This window comes from Aggregatimonas sangjinii (assembly GCF_005943945.1).
In the GTDB taxonomy this organism is placed as follows: Bacteria; Bacteroidota; Bacteroidia; order Flavobacteriales; family Flavobacteriaceae; genus Pelagihabitans; species Pelagihabitans sangjinii.
This window is the reverse complement of sequence record NZ_CP040710.1, coordinates 1590604-1607484: the sequence shown is the minus strand read 5'-3', so window position 1 is coordinate 1607484 and position 16881 is coordinate 1590604. Positions and strand designations below refer to the sequence as shown.

General features: G+C 45.2%; 13 protein-coding genes and 1 tRNA gene. 4 read left to right on the top strand and 10 right to left on the bottom strand.

The genetic code is table 11. From position 1 onward, the window contains the following. Positions 1 to 20 precede the first annotated feature (20 nt). The 6 genes from FGM00_RS06460 to FGM00_RS06435 form a co-directional block, all read right to left on the bottom strand. Positions 21 to 1271, bottom strand: a complete 1251-nt coding sequence (locus tag FGM00_RS06460) for an NAD(P)/FAD-dependent oxidoreductase (RefSeq protein ID WP_138852108.1) — start codon at positions 1269 to 1271, stop codon at positions 21 to 23. Positions 1272 to 1482: 211 nt separating this feature from the next. Beyond that, complete coding sequence (locus FGM00_RS06455; protein WP_138852107.1) at positions 1483 to 2490, bottom strand: 4-hydroxyproline epimerase; 1008 nt, start codon at positions 2488 to 2490, stop codon at positions 1483 to 1485. Continuing rightward, complete coding sequence (locus FGM00_RS06450) at positions 2480 to 4213, bottom strand: DUF885 domain-containing protein (RefSeq protein ID WP_138854646.1); 1734 nt, start codon at positions 4211 to 4213, stop codon at positions 2480 to 2482. Before FGM00_RS06450 ends, FGM00_RS06455 begins: the two co-directional genes overlap by 11 nt. Positions 4214 to 4223: 10 nt before the next feature. Continuing rightward, positions 4224 to 5807 (bottom strand): aldehyde dehydrogenase (NADP(+)), encoded by a 1584-nt coding sequence (locus FGM00_RS06445; protein ID WP_138854645.1) that lies wholly within the window; start codon positions 5805 to 5807, stop codon positions 4224 to 4226. Beyond that, on the bottom strand, positions 5807 to 6067 hold the full coding sequence (locus tag FGM00_RS06440) for a DUF1272 domain-containing protein (RefSeq protein ID WP_317130273.1): 261 nt from the start codon (positions 6065 to 6067) through the stop codon (positions 5807 to 5809). Before FGM00_RS06440 ends, FGM00_RS06445 begins: the two co-directional genes overlap by 1 nt. Beyond that, positions 6067 to 6987, bottom strand: a complete 921-nt coding sequence (locus FGM00_RS06435) for a dihydrodipicolinate synthase family protein (protein WP_138852105.1) — start codon at positions 6985 to 6987, stop codon at positions 6067 to 6069. Before FGM00_RS06435 ends, FGM00_RS06440 begins: the two co-directional genes overlap by 1 nt. 141 nt (positions 6988 to 7128) lie before the next feature. Here FGM00_RS06435 and FGM00_RS06430 point away from each other — a divergent pair, with 141 nt between their 5' ends. Both FGM00_RS06430 and FGM00_RS06425 read left to right on the top strand, forming a co-directional pair. Then, positions 7129 to 7992 (top strand): AraC family transcriptional regulator, encoded by an 864-nt coding sequence (locus tag FGM00_RS06430; RefSeq protein WP_138852104.1) that lies wholly within the window; start codon positions 7129 to 7131, stop codon positions 7990 to 7992. Positions 7993 to 8106: 114 nt separating this feature from the next. After that, positions 8107 to 9672, top strand: a complete 1566-nt coding sequence (locus FGM00_RS06425) for a M28 family peptidase (RefSeq protein WP_138852103.1) — start codon at positions 8107 to 8109, stop codon at positions 9670 to 9672. 183 nt (positions 9673 to 9855) lie between these two features. Here the strand turns inward: FGM00_RS06425 and FGM00_RS06420 are convergent. Then, a tRNA-His gene (locus tag FGM00_RS06420) sits at positions 9856 to 9931 on the bottom strand. Positions 9932 to 10177: 246 nt separating this feature from the next. Between FGM00_RS06420 and FGM00_RS06415 the strand changes: the two genes are divergently transcribed. Then, positions 10178 to 12274, top strand: coding sequence for an ATP-binding protein (locus FGM00_RS06415; protein ID WP_138852102.1), 2097 nt, complete (start codon positions 10178 to 10180; stop codon positions 12272 to 12274). On the opposite strand, the gene bshB1 is transcribed toward FGM00_RS06415, so the two are convergent. From bshB1 to FGM00_RS06400, 3 genes are all read right to left on the bottom strand, one after another. Further along, complete coding sequence (bshB1, locus tag FGM00_RS06410) at positions 12271 to 12987, bottom strand: bacillithiol biosynthesis deacetylase BshB1 (RefSeq protein ID WP_138852101.1); 717 nt, start codon at positions 12985 to 12987, stop codon at positions 12271 to 12273. The two genes, FGM00_RS06415 and bshB1, sit on opposite strands and share 4 nt — an antisense overlap. A 36-nt stretch (positions 12988 to 13023) precedes the next feature. Further along, the gene (locus FGM00_RS06405; protein ID WP_138852100.1) at positions 13024 to 14199 is read right to left on the bottom strand and encodes a trans-sulfuration enzyme family protein; all 1176 of its coding nucleotides are present in this window, start codon (positions 14197 to 14199) and stop codon (positions 13024 to 13026) included. A gap of 135 nt (positions 14200 to 14334) precedes the next feature. Beyond that, positions 14335 to 15747: an MATE family efflux transporter gene (locus FGM00_RS06400; protein ID WP_138852099.1), complete on the bottom strand. Its 1413-nt coding sequence runs from the start codon at positions 15745 to 15747 to the stop codon at positions 14335 to 14337. 272 nt (positions 15748 to 16019) lie between these two features. Here FGM00_RS06400 and FGM00_RS06395 point away from each other — a divergent pair, with 272 nt between their 5' ends. Then, complete coding sequence (locus FGM00_RS06395; protein ID WP_138852098.1) at positions 16020 to 16814, top strand: membrane metalloprotease; 795 nt, start codon at positions 16020 to 16022, stop codon at positions 16812 to 16814. The last annotated feature ends 67 nt before the right edge of the window (positions 16815 to 16881 follow it).

Genomic DNA, 16881 nt, shown 5'->3' with positions numbered 1-16881 from the left:
AAAAGCACAGCAGATTACTGCTAAAACCGCCGCGAAGGTTCAAAAGCCGAAATATCCATTGCCGTTCGCATTCCCCCTATGATTTCAGCGACCAATTTACCCGTTGCCGGACCTAAACTCCAGCCCATCATAGCATGGCCCGTAGCAAAGGTGAGGTTCGAATAGGTTTTGGATTTTCCGATATAGGGCAAGCCATCGGGACTCACTGGACGCATACCGGTCTGTGCGGCATCGATTTCTTCTTGGTAAATTTCCAGTTCCGGATAAAAATTACGGGCGCCATAAGCAATGGCCTGTACTCGTTCCTTTCTAATTTTTGAATTAATCCCGGAAAACTCCATAGTGCCCGCAAAGCGCGTAAACCCCTGCATCGGAGTGACCGCCATACTCGATTCCATTAAAATGGCAGGTACGGAAATTCCCGTGGGCCGAGCCACATTTATCCGGTATCCCTTGCCGGGCTGTAAGGGTAGTTTTAAGTTCAGTTTTTTGGAGAGTTCCCCACTCCATGAGCCGGCGGCCAGTACAATCTCATCCGATTTATATTGTCCCCTATCGGTAGTGACCTCGCTTAACCTATCCCCTTTTATGCCAATGTCTAACACTTCCTCATTGGTATGAATCGCTACCCCCACATTTCGCAAATGCGCCAACATTTTCGGCATAATCTCGGTCGGGGTCGTATGCCCATCGCATTCATAGTGAATGGCACCCTTCGCATCTATTTGTACATTCGGCTCGATAAGGGCCAAGTCTGTTTGATTCAGTTCTTTTACTTCAAGCCCCAAATGGTCAGCCTTGCGGGCCACCTCCATTTCGTGCTCGTAGGCCTTGTCGGTTTTGTACAACATCAAAAGCCCTTTGCGCTCCAGTTGAAAATCGCCCAAATCTCCCGATGCCTTGATGTCTTCGAACAAATCCCTACTGAGCAAATTGATATCCTTGATGACCGGAATGGCCTTTTCTACTTTTTGAACGGTAGACGACCGGTAAAAATACCAGGACCATTTAAAAAAATCCATATCCCATCGGGGCTTCATATAAAACGGACTCGCGGAGTTGAACATCCATTTGATGCCTTGGGTTATCTTTCCCGGGGAGGCCATCGGAATGATATGGCTCGGGGTAATATAACCCGCATTTACAAAAGAAGCCCCAGAGGTAATATCTGATTTATCGATAACCCTTACCTGATGCCCCTCTTTTTGAAGAAAATAGGCCGAACTGAGTCCGACGATGCCACCTCCGATGATGATGATGTTTTTACCCATATCACTACTATAGCTACTTCATACTAATTTAATCAAAAAAGATACCTCTGTCATGTCAAACGCAGTCGAGATTTTAATACCTAAAAAACCAAAACATTCCCATACGCTTGAGGTGATAAAGGGTTGACGCACCGTTTACACTGAAATAGTATTGTGTTGCACTGGCTATTACAGATACTGAAATGAATTCAGCATGATTGGATCCTGCGGATCAAATCACCTGAAAACCATGCGCGTAGGGGTCATCATCATCAATTGTTATCGTATTGTGACCATACACCTTCGCCCAACCGCGGATACTGGGCACGATAGCCTCAAAGCGACCTACCTTACCCACATCCTCAATCTTTCCGTGAAACTGTGACCCGATAAAACTTTCGTGAATGAATTCGTCCCCAACAGTTAATTTTCCTTTTGCATACCACTGTGCCATTCGCGCCGATGTTCCCGTACCGCATGGCGACCGGTCGATTGCCTTATCGCCATAAAAAACGGCATTGCGCGCCGTGGCTTTGGGGTCGATCGTGTTTCCTGTCCATAAGACATGACTAAGGTTACGAATCGTGTCGTTTTCGGGATGTACAAAGCGATCGGGATATTTCAAATTGATTTTTTGCCGAATCTCTTGGCTGTACCGTACCAAATCACTTGCCGTAAAATCCTGTATTCCCGAAAAATTGGTTTGCGGGTCGATGATTGCATAAAAATTTCCCCCATAGGAGACATCGAAGGTAAGCGTTCCCAATTCGTGGCAGGCAACCGATAGCTCGGTGGCCGCCAGATAGGATTTTACATTGGTCAGCTTTACCCAATCTACTTTGTTCTCGGTTTGTTGGTAGCTAATCTCTACCAGACCTGCCGGCGTTTCCATACGTACTTTACCCGGAATTTTAGGCTGTAACAGGCCTTCTTCAATACCGATGGTAATAGCTCCTATGGTGCCATGTCCGCACATGGGCAAACATCCGCTGGTCTCGATAAAAAGAATGCCGAAATCATTGGCTGGATTCGAGGGCGGATAAAAAATACTGCCACTCATCATATCGTGCCCACGGGGTTCGAACATGAGTCCCTTTCGAATCCAATCGTACTCCTTTAGGAAATGTTGCCGTTTTTCGCTCATGGATGCCCCTTTTAATTCGGGCCCACCCGTTTTGACCACGCGAACCGGATTTCCGCAGGTATGGGCATCGATACATTCAAAAGTGCTACTTCCCATTTTCGGTTTCGTTGATGTATTTGTCAATGCGGTCCTCTAAAATGGCAAGGGTAACTGTACCCTGTTCCAAGACTACTTCGTGAAACTCGCGAATATCGAAATCAGTGCCCAAGGCCGTTTCAGCTTTGGTCCGCATTTCCCGAATCTTCAACTCCCCAATTTTATAGGACAAGGCCTGCCCAGGCCAGGAAATATAGCGGTCCGTTTCGGTGTTGACCTCGTGCAAGGACAAGGCGGTGTTCGAAGCCATATAGTCGACCACTTGATCTCTTGTCCAACCTTTGGCGTGAATTCCGGTGTCGACAACTAATCGACATGCGCGCCACATTTCATAGGTCAATTGTCCAAAACGTTCGTAAGGCGTGGTGTACATGCCCATTTCTTCGGCAAGGAATTCGGTATACAATCCCCACCCCTCGCCGTAAGCGGAAAGATAGAGGTCTTTCCGAAATTGCGGAATGCTGTCGCCCAACTCTAGATTCAACGCACCTTGCAGATGATGCCCGGGTACGGCCTCATGTACAGTCAAAGCGGGCAGAGTATATAAGGTACGACTGGGCAGGTCGTAGGTATTGACCCAATAAAAACCGGGATCGGTACTCTCGGCATCGGTTCCTACATACCGCCCACCCGTATACTTTGGCGCTATGGCATCGGGTACGGGAGCGACACCATACGGTTTTCGAGGTAGGGTCTTAAAAAATCTTGGTAATTGGGCGTCCGCTCTTTTGGCCATGTCGCGGGCAATCATCAGCAACTGTTCGGGCGTCTTGGCATAAAAACGCTCGTCGGTGCGAAGAAAATTCAAAAAGTCGTCAAAGGCACCTTTGAAATCGAGCTCTGCGATGATGGTTTCCATTTTCACCTTAATACGGGCCACTTCCTTTAGTCCGATTTGATGAATGGCATCCGCAGTATATCCCGAACTTGTCGTATAATAATCGATTCTGTTCTGATAAAAGTCAATGCCTCCGGGGGTTTCTGAAATCCCGATACTGGTTCTGGTCTTGGGAAGATATTCCGTTTCAAAGAACGCTTTGATTTTTTTAAACTGTGGAACAACACTTGTTTCAATGGCCTCCTTAGCAGCAGACAGAACAGAGTCTCTTTGTTTTGCAGATAAGGTTTCGGGTAACTTTTGAAAGGGGGAATAAAAGTAGCTCTCCCTGAAATCGTTGACAATATGGTCATTATAAGACGATTCGTATCCCTCAAAAATCACCTTGGGTTGTGAAACTCCTTTTTCCAACCCTTTCCGAACGTTACCTAATTGTTCTTCCAATACTCCGGGAATCGCATTCAATTTATTCAGATAGTTCCTAACCTGGGTGTAATTGGTCAGAGGCCGAACCATATATGGAAGACTGGCATGAAAACCCGAGTCGGACAGTATCGGATTCAAGTATCGCTTGTATTCGTAAAAATCTATTTTCTCCTGCAATACGAATTGAAGCAACGTAAGCGTGATCCGTTCGGTTTCATTAAGTCCGTCTAAGGGCAGTTCCGATAATTCGTTCAGTTTTTCGGCAGCGAATTCTGCCTCGCTCCGATAGTATTCCTCCGTAAATACCCCGAGCGGAAATTCCTCCTCATCATATCCCTCATGTTCTTCGTAACTTTGGACCAAGGCCTGAAGTGCCTTCGATTCCGTTTGGGCTACCTTGTTTTCACAACTGGAAAAAAGGAACATTACGATCAAAAATGAAATATCCATCCATTTCATCACCCTCATTTTATACTGTAGTTTTAGTGACAATACCATTTACTAAACGATTGATTTTCAATGGATTTTCTCGTTTCAATTCATTTGGAAGTAGCCCTTCCGGCCAATCCTGAAAACTAAACGGGCGCACCCACCTTTTGATGGATTGCGTTCCCACGGCTGTAAATCGACTATCGGTAGAAGCGGGATACGGACCGCCATGTTGCATGGCCGGACAGACTTCGACACCTGTTGGGGCACCGTTAAAAATGATACGACCCACCCTAGTCTGCAGGTTAGCGATTACTTGGGGATATTGTGATAGTTCCTCCCCGTCGGAAATGATGGTTCCTGTGAGCTGTCCTTCTAAATTCGCAATGATAGTCTGCAATTGGGCGGTATTCTCACATTCGACAATCATGGAAAAGGGGCCAAAAACCTCTTGGTGCAATTTGCCATTTTCCAAAAAGGTCTTGCCCTGAACCACAGTAACGGTCTGTCTTGCAAAATTAAGGGCCACATCGCCTTCGTGCTCGGCAGCCACCATAAGTCCCGATTGGTTAAGGGCCGTCTGCTTATTTTTCTCGTAAGCCCCGATGATATTGGGATGCAACATACAAGAGGGCTCTACTTTTAAGATTTCATCGGATAGTTGTTGAATAAAATCGGTCAATTCTTTTCCCTTTATGCCGAAAAGAAGGCCGGGATTGGTACAAAATTGTCCGCTCCCCATGGTGATGGAACCGGCATAGGTCTTCGCCCATTTCGCACCGTTATTCTGTAGGGCTTCCGGCAAAAATATGACGGGATTCACGCTTCCCATCTCCGCGAATACGGGAATCGGTTCATCGCGTTGTGCCGCTAGGTCGTACAAGGCCCTGCCTCCCTTTAGACTTCCCGTAAATCCCACTGCCTTTATCTGTGGATGTTGTACCAATTGTACGCCGACTTCAATATCACTACTGTTCAAATTCGAAAAAACTCCGTTAGGCATGTCCGTCGCTTTTGCCGCCTTTGCGATCGCGGAGGCGACCAACTCGCCCGTACCCGCATGTAGGGGATGTGATTTTACGATTACGGGGCATCCGGCCGCTAGGGCCGCAGCAGTATCGCCACCGGCCGTTGAGAAGGCCAAGGGAAAGTTACTCGCGCCAAAGATCACGACTGGACCTAATGGCACCAACATCTTTCTCAAATCAGGCTTGGGAGCCGGTGTTCGATTCGGATCGGCCGTATCGATCGTGGCATCTACCCAAGAACCCTCGGCAACCAAATCGGCGAATGCCCGCAGTTGCCCGACCGTTCTGCCGCGTTCGCCCTGGGCCCTGCCCTCGGGCAAACCTGATTCAGAACAATACGTCTCTATCAAAAGGTCGTCCAATGCCAATATTTCATCCGCTATGGCATTCAAAAACGCTGCCTTTTCAGCTCCGGATTTCTGGTTGTACGGCATGTAGGCCGATGCCGCCAAAGTTACCGCCTTATCAATTTCTTCGGGACTGGCTTCAACAAATTCCGTTTTATTTTCAATGTTCAACACCGGATTGAACGTCTTAAAGGTCGTTTCCCCGAGTGCGGATAACTCCTGACCGATATAATTTTTTCCTGTAATCATCATGTCTGTATGCGTTTTAAGTGCGCCTTGATATCGACGGGTTTGTGTACGATTTTCGTGGACGGTGGGTATTTCTCCAATAAATGCGCCGGTCTGATTGGACGTTTGGTAAAGTCGCCGCCACAATTTGGGCAAACCTCCTGAAGGACCTCCGTCACGCAGTGCCGGCAGAACGTACATTCAAAGGTACATATCATGGCGTCTTCCGCATCGAATGGAAGCGATTTATTGCAATGTTCACATGTTGGCCGTAGTTGCATCATAAGGCAAGTGCCTTGTAATCGGGTAAGGAAGGCCTTCTGGCCATACCCTCTTCGATTACCTTTAAAACCCTTTGTCGCTCTGCTCCGATCAAAGGAAGTCTTGGTTTACGAACGTTCTCCGTGCCGATTCCGGTCGCAACCTCGGCCAATTTGATATTTTGTACCAATTGTGGGCTGATATCAAGCTCCAGCAAGGGAAGGAACCAACGGTAGATCTCCGTGGCCTCTTTAATGCGCCCCGCCTTCGCCAATTCGTAAATGGCCACTGTTTCGGCAGGAAAAGCACAGACCAAGCCTGCGACCCACCCATCGGCACCGATCAACAAACTTTCCAACGCCAAGGGATCCACACCGCACAGAATGGCCAAACGGTCGTTGAATCGGTTGCGTAGTCTTCCAATATTGATGATATCCCGCGTCGATTCCTTTACCGCGCCAATATTTTTGAGTTCCACCAATTCTTCGAACATATCGACCGTCACCTCGATTTTGTAATCGACCGGGTTATTGTATATCATAATTGGCAGATCCGTAGCCTGTGCAATCTCCTTAAAATAGTGTACCGTTTCCCTGTCGGTGGATTTATACCGCATCGGCGGTAGGATCATCAAGGCATCGGCCCCACAGTTTTGAGCCTCCTGGGCCTCTGCTATCGCTACTCGTGTAGCTTGCTCCGCTATGGTCATGACCACTGGTATTTTTCGGGCTACGATACCCACGGTTTCCTTGATCAATATTTTTTTTTCATCGGATGTCAAGGTACTGGCTTCGCCCAAAGAGCCCCCGAGCACGATACCATGCACTCCGGCAACTACCTGTGCTTGGATATTCTTCTCGAACATCTTTAGATCCAAACTGTCTTCATCCGTAAATTTTGTAGTCACTGCGGGCATCACCCCTTGCCATTGTATGCTCATAATCGTGTTTTTCTGTTTACATCAAAAATAGGCTTTACACGATACTTGCTGTTACTATCATATTGACCACATATATGCAAATATTAACTCAAAAAGTTATCTTTTTGATAAAATAATACAATATCGGCATATATTTGAAGTATGCGTGTACTCCCGTTTAAAATCTCCAAACCCATAAATAGCACTATTATCGTGCAAGAGGACAAGGCTTTGAAATTCTACGATCAACTACATCAACATGAGGAAATTCAAATTAGTTTGATCGTTCGAGGTCAAGGCAAACTGGTCGTAGCCAATACCGTGCATGGTTTTACCGATGGGAGTCTATTTGTTATCGGGGGCAACACACCACACATTTTTCAAAACGACCTTACAAGTGAATCCGCCCATATGATTACGGTTTTTGTAACTCCGGGAGGCCTTGGTCAAGACCTGCTCAAAGTACCCGAATTAAAAGAGGTCCGGATGTTCCTCGAGAACTGCCGCAAGGGCTTTGAGGTACAAACCGATAGGGAGAGCATTGCCAAAACCATGCTGAAACTGACCAAAACCAAGCAATTGGACACCTTTCTTCACTTTCTCAAATTAATTCAAAAAATCAACTCCGCCAGAAAATTGGATTTGATAGCGCAGCTTCCTTCTAAAAAAATATCGAACAAAGAGGGCCGTAGATTGCAATTGGTTTTCGAATATGTATTGCACCACTTTAGCAGGGAAATTACCCTTGAACAAGTCGCTGGTTTAGTGCATATGACCACTCCCGCTTTCTGTCGGTTCTTCAAGCGGCACACCAACAAGACGTTTTTCGAATTCTTGATCGCGTTTCGAATCGCCCATGCCTGTCAGCTACTTGCTCGTGAAGACCGTAGCTCCATTGCAGAAATCGCCGAAAGCTCCGGATTCAATTCCATCTCGAACTTCAATCGAAAATTCAAGAAAACCAAGTCCGTTTCACCTTCACAATACGCCCGGGAAATGCGATTTTCACAAGTGCACCAAATTTGAGTGAACTACAGTTTTAACGGCATTGGAATGGATGCAAGAATTATGAGAACCTCTCAAACAAATCGATTGGTTTTTCCTATTTTTGGGAAATTAGCAATAACTCAAAAAAGCAAAATGAAAAAATTATTTTTGATAGCGATAGGTTTAGCAACGGCCTGTAATTCTTCGCAGAAAACAGTTTCAGAGCCGCAGGTCGAGACGGCCAAGACAGTGAACGTAGGACCGAAAACGTATGCCGATACCGTTACGGAGGCGGAGTTAAAAGAGCACCTGTACACCTACGCATCAGATGAGTTCGAGGGTCGGGAAACGGGGCAGGAAGGTCAGAAGAAGGCCGTGGACTATATAAAAGCCCACTATCAAAAAATTGGTATTCCTGCCGCAAAGGGCGATGGAGACTATTTTCAAAAGGTACCTTTGGAATTAAAAAACCTTCCTACCGGCACCATTACCATCAATGGGGAAGAGCATCCTATCGGCGACCATATCATGAGTTTCTGGGAAGCGGAAGCTAAGGTAGACGAATTGGTATATGTCGGTTACGGTATCGAAGAAGGTGACTATTCCGATTACGACGGCATGGATGTTAACGGAAAGTGGGTGCTTATGAAAGGTGGCGAACCCCAAAAAGCGGACGGAACCTTTGTGCTATCAGGCTCTGATGAGGCTTCCAAATGGAGCAATATTTCGGAAGGTCCAGAGTTGCGGGAAGACCTGGCGAACGCCAAAGGTGTAAAGGGAATGATCTATCTCGATGAAAAGAACTTTCCGCGTTACAAGAGATACTACAACTACATGAAGAACAATGACAGTGGTCAAATGTCCTACAAGTCCGATGAGGATGATGCGGCCATGTTAGTGGTAGATGCCGAGATAGGAACACAATTGTACCCCGATATCTTAACGGAAGATGCCCCAAAAATTATTACCGTTGCCTTCGAGGTCAACTTGGAAACCGAAAACACGCCCGTGGATACGGAAAATGTCGTTGCAGTGCTGAAGGGAACTGAAAAACCAGAGGAGTATATCGTCATTTCGTCGCACTTAGATCACATCGGAATAACAGCCGACGGTCAAATCAATAATGGGGCAGACGATGATGGGTCGGGCACCGTGGCCCTTTTGGAAATCGCAGATGCCTTTAAAAAAGCGGCAGATGCCGGAAATGGCCCGAAGCGCTCTATCGTATTTTTACATGTTACTGGAGAGGAGAAGGGCTTACTAGGTTCCCAATACTACACCGATAACGATCCTATTTTTCCATTAGAAAAAACGGTCGCCAACCTCAATATCGATATGATCGGTCGTATAGATCCAAAACGCGAGGGTGATCGAAATTATATCTATTTAATCGGTTCCGACAAACTGAGTACCGACCTTCATGAGCTTTCGGAAGCAGTGAACGAAAAGTACACGCAGATTGAATTGGACTATACCTATAACGACGAAAATGATCCTAATCGCTTTTATTACCGAAGCGATCATTACAATTTCGCCAAGAACAATATTCCGATAATTTTCTACTTTAACGGAACCCATGACGATTATCACAAACCGGGCGACACCCCGGACAAAATCAACTACGATTTGTTAGCGAATAGAACGAAATTGGTTTTCTATACGGCATGGGAAACGGCTAATCGGGAGGCGCGTGTCGTTGTCGATAAAGCCGCAAAATAGCGCAGCTATGTAAAACAGGAAGAATCTTGGTGCCCTTATGAAATTTGAAATCCTCGTCGTTGCGACGAGGATTTTTTTAGATAAGAGCCTTTTATACCAATCTTTGTGCTGGTTCCAGGAGCTAAAAACACCGTCGTCATAAGGCACAAAAAAAGCTTCCTATTGCTAAGAAGCTTGTATTCTGGGTGGAAGACCGGGTTCGAACCGGCGACTTCTGGTACCACAAACCAGCGCTCTAACCAGCTGAGCTACAACCACCATTTGTAAGCGATTGCAAATGTAATTTTTTTTAAATGATCTTTCAAAATTAAATCACCTTATTTCAATATCTTTTCTAGGGAGGTTAAGCCTGATATTGGCTTTCTTTCGCATTGGAAAATTTGTAGGAAAATCGATGAACTGCACACTTCTGCCCGTTAAACACACAAAAATGAAGTGTTCACAACATAAATTATAGAAAATGGGTCATGCGTCGCTATTTTAGGCGGTAGTAATAATGTAAACGATGTCCCAAATCGGAAATAAAACCACTGAACTGGCTAAGTACTTCAGAAAGTATGCGCTGTTTGTCATAATCGCTATTTTCTCATTTTTCCAGCTAAGTGGACAAGAGCATAAGAGTGCCAATTTGTTGGCAGAAATAAGCAGTCTTACGAAACAACAAGGTTTTAGTAAAAAAGACACGGTGTACTTGAACTTACTGAACGATCTCGCGGCATCGCATCGCTATTACAATTCCGACAGTCTCCTATCCTTATCGAAACAGGCCATTTCCTACAGTAAAACCGCTGAGTATCCACAGGGTCAAATCCGAGGTCTTATGAATTTGGGTAGTTATTTCTCCGACAATGGCCGAACTAACGAGGGGCTACTTCACTATAATAAAGCGCTAGATTTGGCAAAAACCATCGATAGTGAAGAATTTATCTTAAAGGTTCAAAGACTTTTAGCCGGGGAATACGCCTATCAAGGCGATTACGCCAATGCGCTTAATGGGTATTTAGAGGCAATCGAAAGGGCCGAAAAGCTTGAAAACGATAAAATGTTATCGATAATCAATGAGGAGATAGCCGGCCTGTACATTTCCCAGAAGGACTATCAACATGCACTGGAATATTATAAAAAAGTAAAAAAATTCAACGAAAAAATAGGTGACGAGGTATTATATGCCGAAAGCGCCAGTAACATGGCTTCCCTCTATGCCGATATGGGCGAACTGGATTACGCCATGTTCAATGCCAATAGCAGTATCACCATATTCGAAAAGCATCGTCTAACGGATTGGCTGGCTTATGCTTATGAAGTAAAGGGAAAAACCTATCTGAAACAGAAGAAGTACAAATGGGCCATGTTCTGGTACAACCAAAGTGAACTATTGCACGAAGACCTACAAGACCAACGTGGTGAAATCGATTTGCTCAACGGGATCGCCGAAGCTCTTTTTGGGCTGGAAAATGATTCTCTTTCCGAGCAATATGCACTAAAAGCGATGGAACTATCCGAGAAGATACGGGTGAAGGAAGGAAAGCGAAAAGCGGCGAATACCCTCTTTAAAATCAGTAAGAAAAACGAAGATTACAAATCGGCATTGGCTTTTCATGAGACCTTTCAACAACTTTCAGATACCCTCTCGCATGTTGAAAACGAAAAGAGTCTCACCCTGTTGAAGACGAATTTACAGCACGACAAACAAAAACGATTGCTTATTGTAGAAAGCGAAAAACAACTGGCCAAACAACGAAACTACGTAAATGCCGCCCTGGCCATTCTTTTGCTGTTCATTGCGGTAACTTTTATGGTAAAGCGTAACGAAAAAATGCAGAAGCGATTGAACGAAGAATTGAAGACCAAAACCGAAGGGCTTGTCGAGCATGAAAAGGAATTAAAGGAAATCAACGAAACCAAGGATAAACTCTTCTCTATTGTCGCGCATGATCTGCGTGGCCCCATCGGCGCTTTTCAAGGACTTTTGAATTTGTTCAAACAAGGTGAAATCGGAAAAGACGAGTTCATGGACTTTATTCCTAAATTAGGGAATGACATTGATCATATCTCGTTTACCCTCAACAATTTGCTTACTTGGGGGCAAAAACAAATGAACGGTTTGGTCACCAAGCCTGAAATCGTTTCGTTGGATAAATTGGTAGCTGAAAACATCAACTTGCTCTCTGAGACCGCGATCAATAAATCCATTAAACTGTCCAGTAACCTACCACGAAATACTTTAGCATGGACGGATAGCAATCAAATTGATATCGTTATACGAAACCTCATCAGCAATGCTATCAAATTCACACCCACTAACGGTATGGTGACTGTTACTTCACGCGAAAAAAACGATCATTGGGAAATTTCGGTAAGGGACACAGGAATCGGAATGGACAAAGATACCCTGAGCAATGTGTTCAGTGAGACGAACAATCTTTCTACTTATGGCACCAACAACGAAAAGGGTACAGGTCTTGGTTTATCGTTATGTAAGGAAATGGTTGAAAAGAACAAGGGTGTCATATGGGCCGACAGTATCGTAAATCAAGGAACTACGCTCTATTTTACCGTTCCGAAAGCAAAGCACAAGAAACCTTACAAACAATCGGCCTAGATAAGGTCGTCAAGCGTGTTCACTGCTACGAAACGTTCTACATTGAATCCTTCGGCGTGTTCCACTCCTATCATCCGTCCTAAATCCCTAGCGCGATAATTTACGCTATCAATAAAGTTTTTGCTACTGATCGGCGTTTCCGGTTCTGCGCTATCAGGATCATAGAATTGAGAGCTATAGGCGAGAATAGCCGCTGTTTTCTTTTCAATGAACCCTGAAACATCCACCACAAAATCGGGAACGAGATTCTTCCATTGTATATAATGGTAAACCAGTTCGGGCCGCCATTTTTCTTGGGATTTCCCATCTGCCCAAGTGTCTATTTTCACCAGGCCACTAAGATAGCAGGCATCGCTTACCAGACTGCTTCCTTTTCCGTGATCAATATGCCTATCGTCTATGGCATTGCACAACACGATTTCAGGTCGGTATTTTCGAACCATTCTGATGACTTCGAGTTGGTGCGTCTTATCGTTCACGAAAAACCCATCGGAAAAACCCAAGTTTTCACGCACGGCCACTCCTAAAATTTGTGCTGCGGAAGCTGCTTCCTTGTCTCTTATCTCAGCGGTACCCCGAGTACCCAGCTCTCCTCTGGTCAGGTCTACAATACCGACTTTCTTACCATTGGCAATCTCTTTAGCTAGGGTAGCGCCGGCGCCGAGCTCTACATCATCGGGGTGCGCGCCAAAGGCAAGGATATCTAGTTTCATTCAGTACGGGTTAGTGTGAAGTTTTTGACTATTGGCTTAGTGGGTCGCGACCACAGTGGCATTCCTTACTTTTTTCAACGCTTGTTCGATATCGGCTATCAAATCTTTAGTCTCCTCGATACCAACGGAAAAACGAATTAAACCATCTTTTATTCCCTGATGCGTTCTTTCTTCAGGACCCAAAAGTGCATGGCTCGTCTGGGATGGAGAAAGCACCGTGCTCTCTACCCCTGCCAAGCTCATTGAGGATTTAATCAATTGCAGTTCTTTTTGGAATCGACTAGCATCCAACCCCTCTTCGAGTTCAAAAGACATCATTCCCCCGAAACCGTGCATCTGCGATTTGGCCAATTCGTAATCGGGATGTGAAGGTAAACCGGGATAGTATACATTTTCAATGTCATCATGGGCATGAAGAAATTCAGCCATTTTTTGGGCATTTTCGTTTTGCGCGCGGACACGTATGCCCATGGTCTTCATGCTTCGTTCAAGTAGCCAAACCGTGTAATCACTAAGACTACCCCCTAAATTCTTAGCCAAACTGAAGATTCGTTCGATATTTTCCTGTGTGGTAGCCACTGCACCGGCACAGATATCAGAGTGTCCTCCCATATATTTCGTGGCACTATGGATGACCACATCAATACCGAAATCGATCGGGTTTTGGTTTACCGGACTCGCGAAGGTATTGTCGATCATGGAAATCAGGCCATGCTTTTTCGCCAATTCGGCCGTTGCTGCCAAATCGGTAATGGCCAGTAAGGGATTCGAAGGTGTTTCGATATAAATGACCTTGGTATTCGCTTTTATTTTGGCCTCAAAATCTTCGGGGCGAAAGCCATCGGTAAACGAAAATTCGATACCAAAACGTTCAAATTCCTCATTGACCAGATTATAGGTTCCCCCATAAATCGCACGTTGCAGGACAATGTGGTCTCCAGCTTTTAGGAACGCCATGAGTGCGGTACTGACCGCAGCCATTCCGCTACCGAAAATCAAACCGGCTTCTGCGTGCTCCAATGCGGCCACTTTTTTGCTAAGTGCTTCCTGGTTGGGGGTATTGAAATACCTGGGGTATCGCTTTACATCCACATCCTCAAAAGCATATGAAGTACTCATATACAAGGGAGAAATCGCCCCTTTAAACTGTTCGTCCTTTACCTCCCCGGTATGGGTGCAAATTGTATTCAGGCCTTTTTTTCTTTGATTCATTCTTCCAAATTTCTAGAGAGCTAAAGTTACTAAAATCGGTAATATCACAAGGCCTTATCTTTCTGAAAAGTCCGCCAGCAACTTTACCAATTCAACCCCTGGACGGAAAAATGCAGTACATAGCATCTGCGAGTGCTATACCTCTACCTTTTTCCAATTCCCTTTTCTAAACCAAACTATGGAAATGATGGCCAATAGCACTTCGGCTGCCGTAATGGCAATAAAGACTCCCATGGCACCTAGCTCAAATGTAATTGCAGCCAAATAAGCGAAGGGAAGCTGGAACATCCAAAAGCACACTAAATTGATTTTCGTAGGCGTGCCGGTATCCCCTGCACCGTTAAATGCCTGGGTAACTACCATACCATACGCATAGAAAATATAGCCGATTGCAATGATTTGCAAACAAAGGCCACCATTTTTAATGACTATTGCATTGTCGTTAAACAGACCGACAAGCTCATGCGCAAAAAAGAGGTATACCAACGAAACCAGACCCATAAAATACGCATTGTACTTTCCGGTCTTCCAAACGGAAGTTTCCGCTCGGTCCGGTTTTTTAGCACCCAAGTTTTGCCCGACCAGCGTTGCCGCCGCATTGCTCATTCCCCATGAGGGCATTAAGGTAAAGAGCATAATCCGAATCGCTATGGTATACCCGGCCAGTACCTCACTACCAAATTCGGCCATCATCCGCATCAGAAATACCCAACTGGAAGTCCCGATCAAAAATTGTGCAATACCGCCTAAGGAAACTTTGATAAGATTCATCATGACCTTGAAACGGATTACGATGTCCCTGAACCTAATTTGAATCGCACTCCACCCAAAGAACAAAATGGCCAATTGAAACAGCACGGCACTACCCCTGCCGATATTGGTGGCTATCGCAGCGCCCATTACGCCGTACTCGGGAATCGGTCCCCATCCGAAGATAAATATCGGATCCAGAATAATATTCAATCCGTTGGAAAGCACCAAGGTCCACATCGCCACCGACGCATTACCAGCTCCCCTGAAGATAGCATTGATCAGGAATAACAAAAGAATGGTGATATTACCCCCGATTAACAGCTGGGTATAGCCGTAGCCCTCAGCGATGAGATCGGGCTCCGCACCCATCAGCGCCAATATCTCCTTTGCGAATAAAAAACCGATAACGCCAACAATCAGCGAAACCAATACCCCAAGGGCGATGGCCTGTACAGCGGCTTGTTTTGCCCCTTGCACGTCTTTCTCGCCGATTCTACGGGCCACGACGGCAGTGGCCGCCATACTTAGGCCGATAGCCACGGCGTACACTAAGGTAATTACCGATTCGGTAAGGCCAATGGTAGCCACCGCATTAACACTAACTTGTGAGACATAGGCGATATCGACAATGGCAAAAATAGATTCCATCATCATCTCCAAAATCATGGGAATGGATAGCATAAAGATTGCCTTGCGGATGCTCCCTGTAGTAAATTCATTCTCCTTTCCGGTTACAGCTTCAATAAAGTAGCGGAATAGTTTTTTTAAGGTGAGGGTATTGTACGGTTGAGTCATTTTGAACAGAATTATGTGAAAAAATAAGGGTAAAAAGGATGTATAAGTAGACCAAAGAAGTGTGGTTACTTATTTTGCGGAAACGCTACGACATCCAGAAAAAACATAATTCTATTACTTCATGATAGTGTCAAAGATGTGATTTTTATTTTTTTTACCAAAATACGGAATGTTAATACTGTGGCTTATCACCGAAAAACACTCCTAAATAAGGGATTATCACACTAAAGACACTAAAATTTCGTTTTAGAAGTCCATCTTAACCCCTACTTATGCGCTCATTCCTCCCCTTCTTTATCTGTACTACCATCTTATTTTCTTGCTCAAATGACAAGGACCAGGACTTTATAGATATTCTGGACCCTGATGGCAATAAACAGGAAGTGGACAAGAATTTGAACAAAAAATCCGTCGGGGATTCGGCCAATGATATGTTGTCAGATACCAACTTCTCTAGAATTGCCTTCGAATTATACTATGTAGACGGACAAGAACCAAGCACGCAAACGGTTCAGAACTTCGAATCCTTTCTTTCCGCCCGTTTAAATAAATCAGGTGGAATAAGCGTCGAATTGTCACCGATAGCTTCGCCGGGAAAAGAGGTATACTCCATTACGGATATTCGGAATATCGAAGATGATATCCGAAAAACCTACAATACCGATGATACGGTCTCCGTGTTTGGCATTTTTATCGATGGGGAATATGCTGAAAATACCGAAAATGGGAGTGTGCTGGGAGTAGCCTATCGAAATACTTCTTTCGTCGTCTTCGAAGAGACCATAAAGCAGTTTAGCGGACAGGCTTTAGCCCCTAGCAGAACCACTTTGGAAACCGTTGTAACGAATCATGAATTCGGGCATTTATTAGGCCTGGTAAACGCCGGAACTACTCCGCAAAGCGACCATCAAGACGTGGCCCATGGCAGGCATTGTACCGTAGAATCCTGTTTAATGTTCTGGACGGCCGAAACTGGGGAAGGCCTTTTAAATATGCTAAGCGGCGGATCTATTCCCGAACTCGATGCACAATGTTTGGCAGATCTTGCGGCCAATGGCGGTAAGTAAATAGCGTTTTAAGAAGCGATAAAAAAAATTCGGTTACACCGCGGAGTACTATTCTATCGAACCTAAA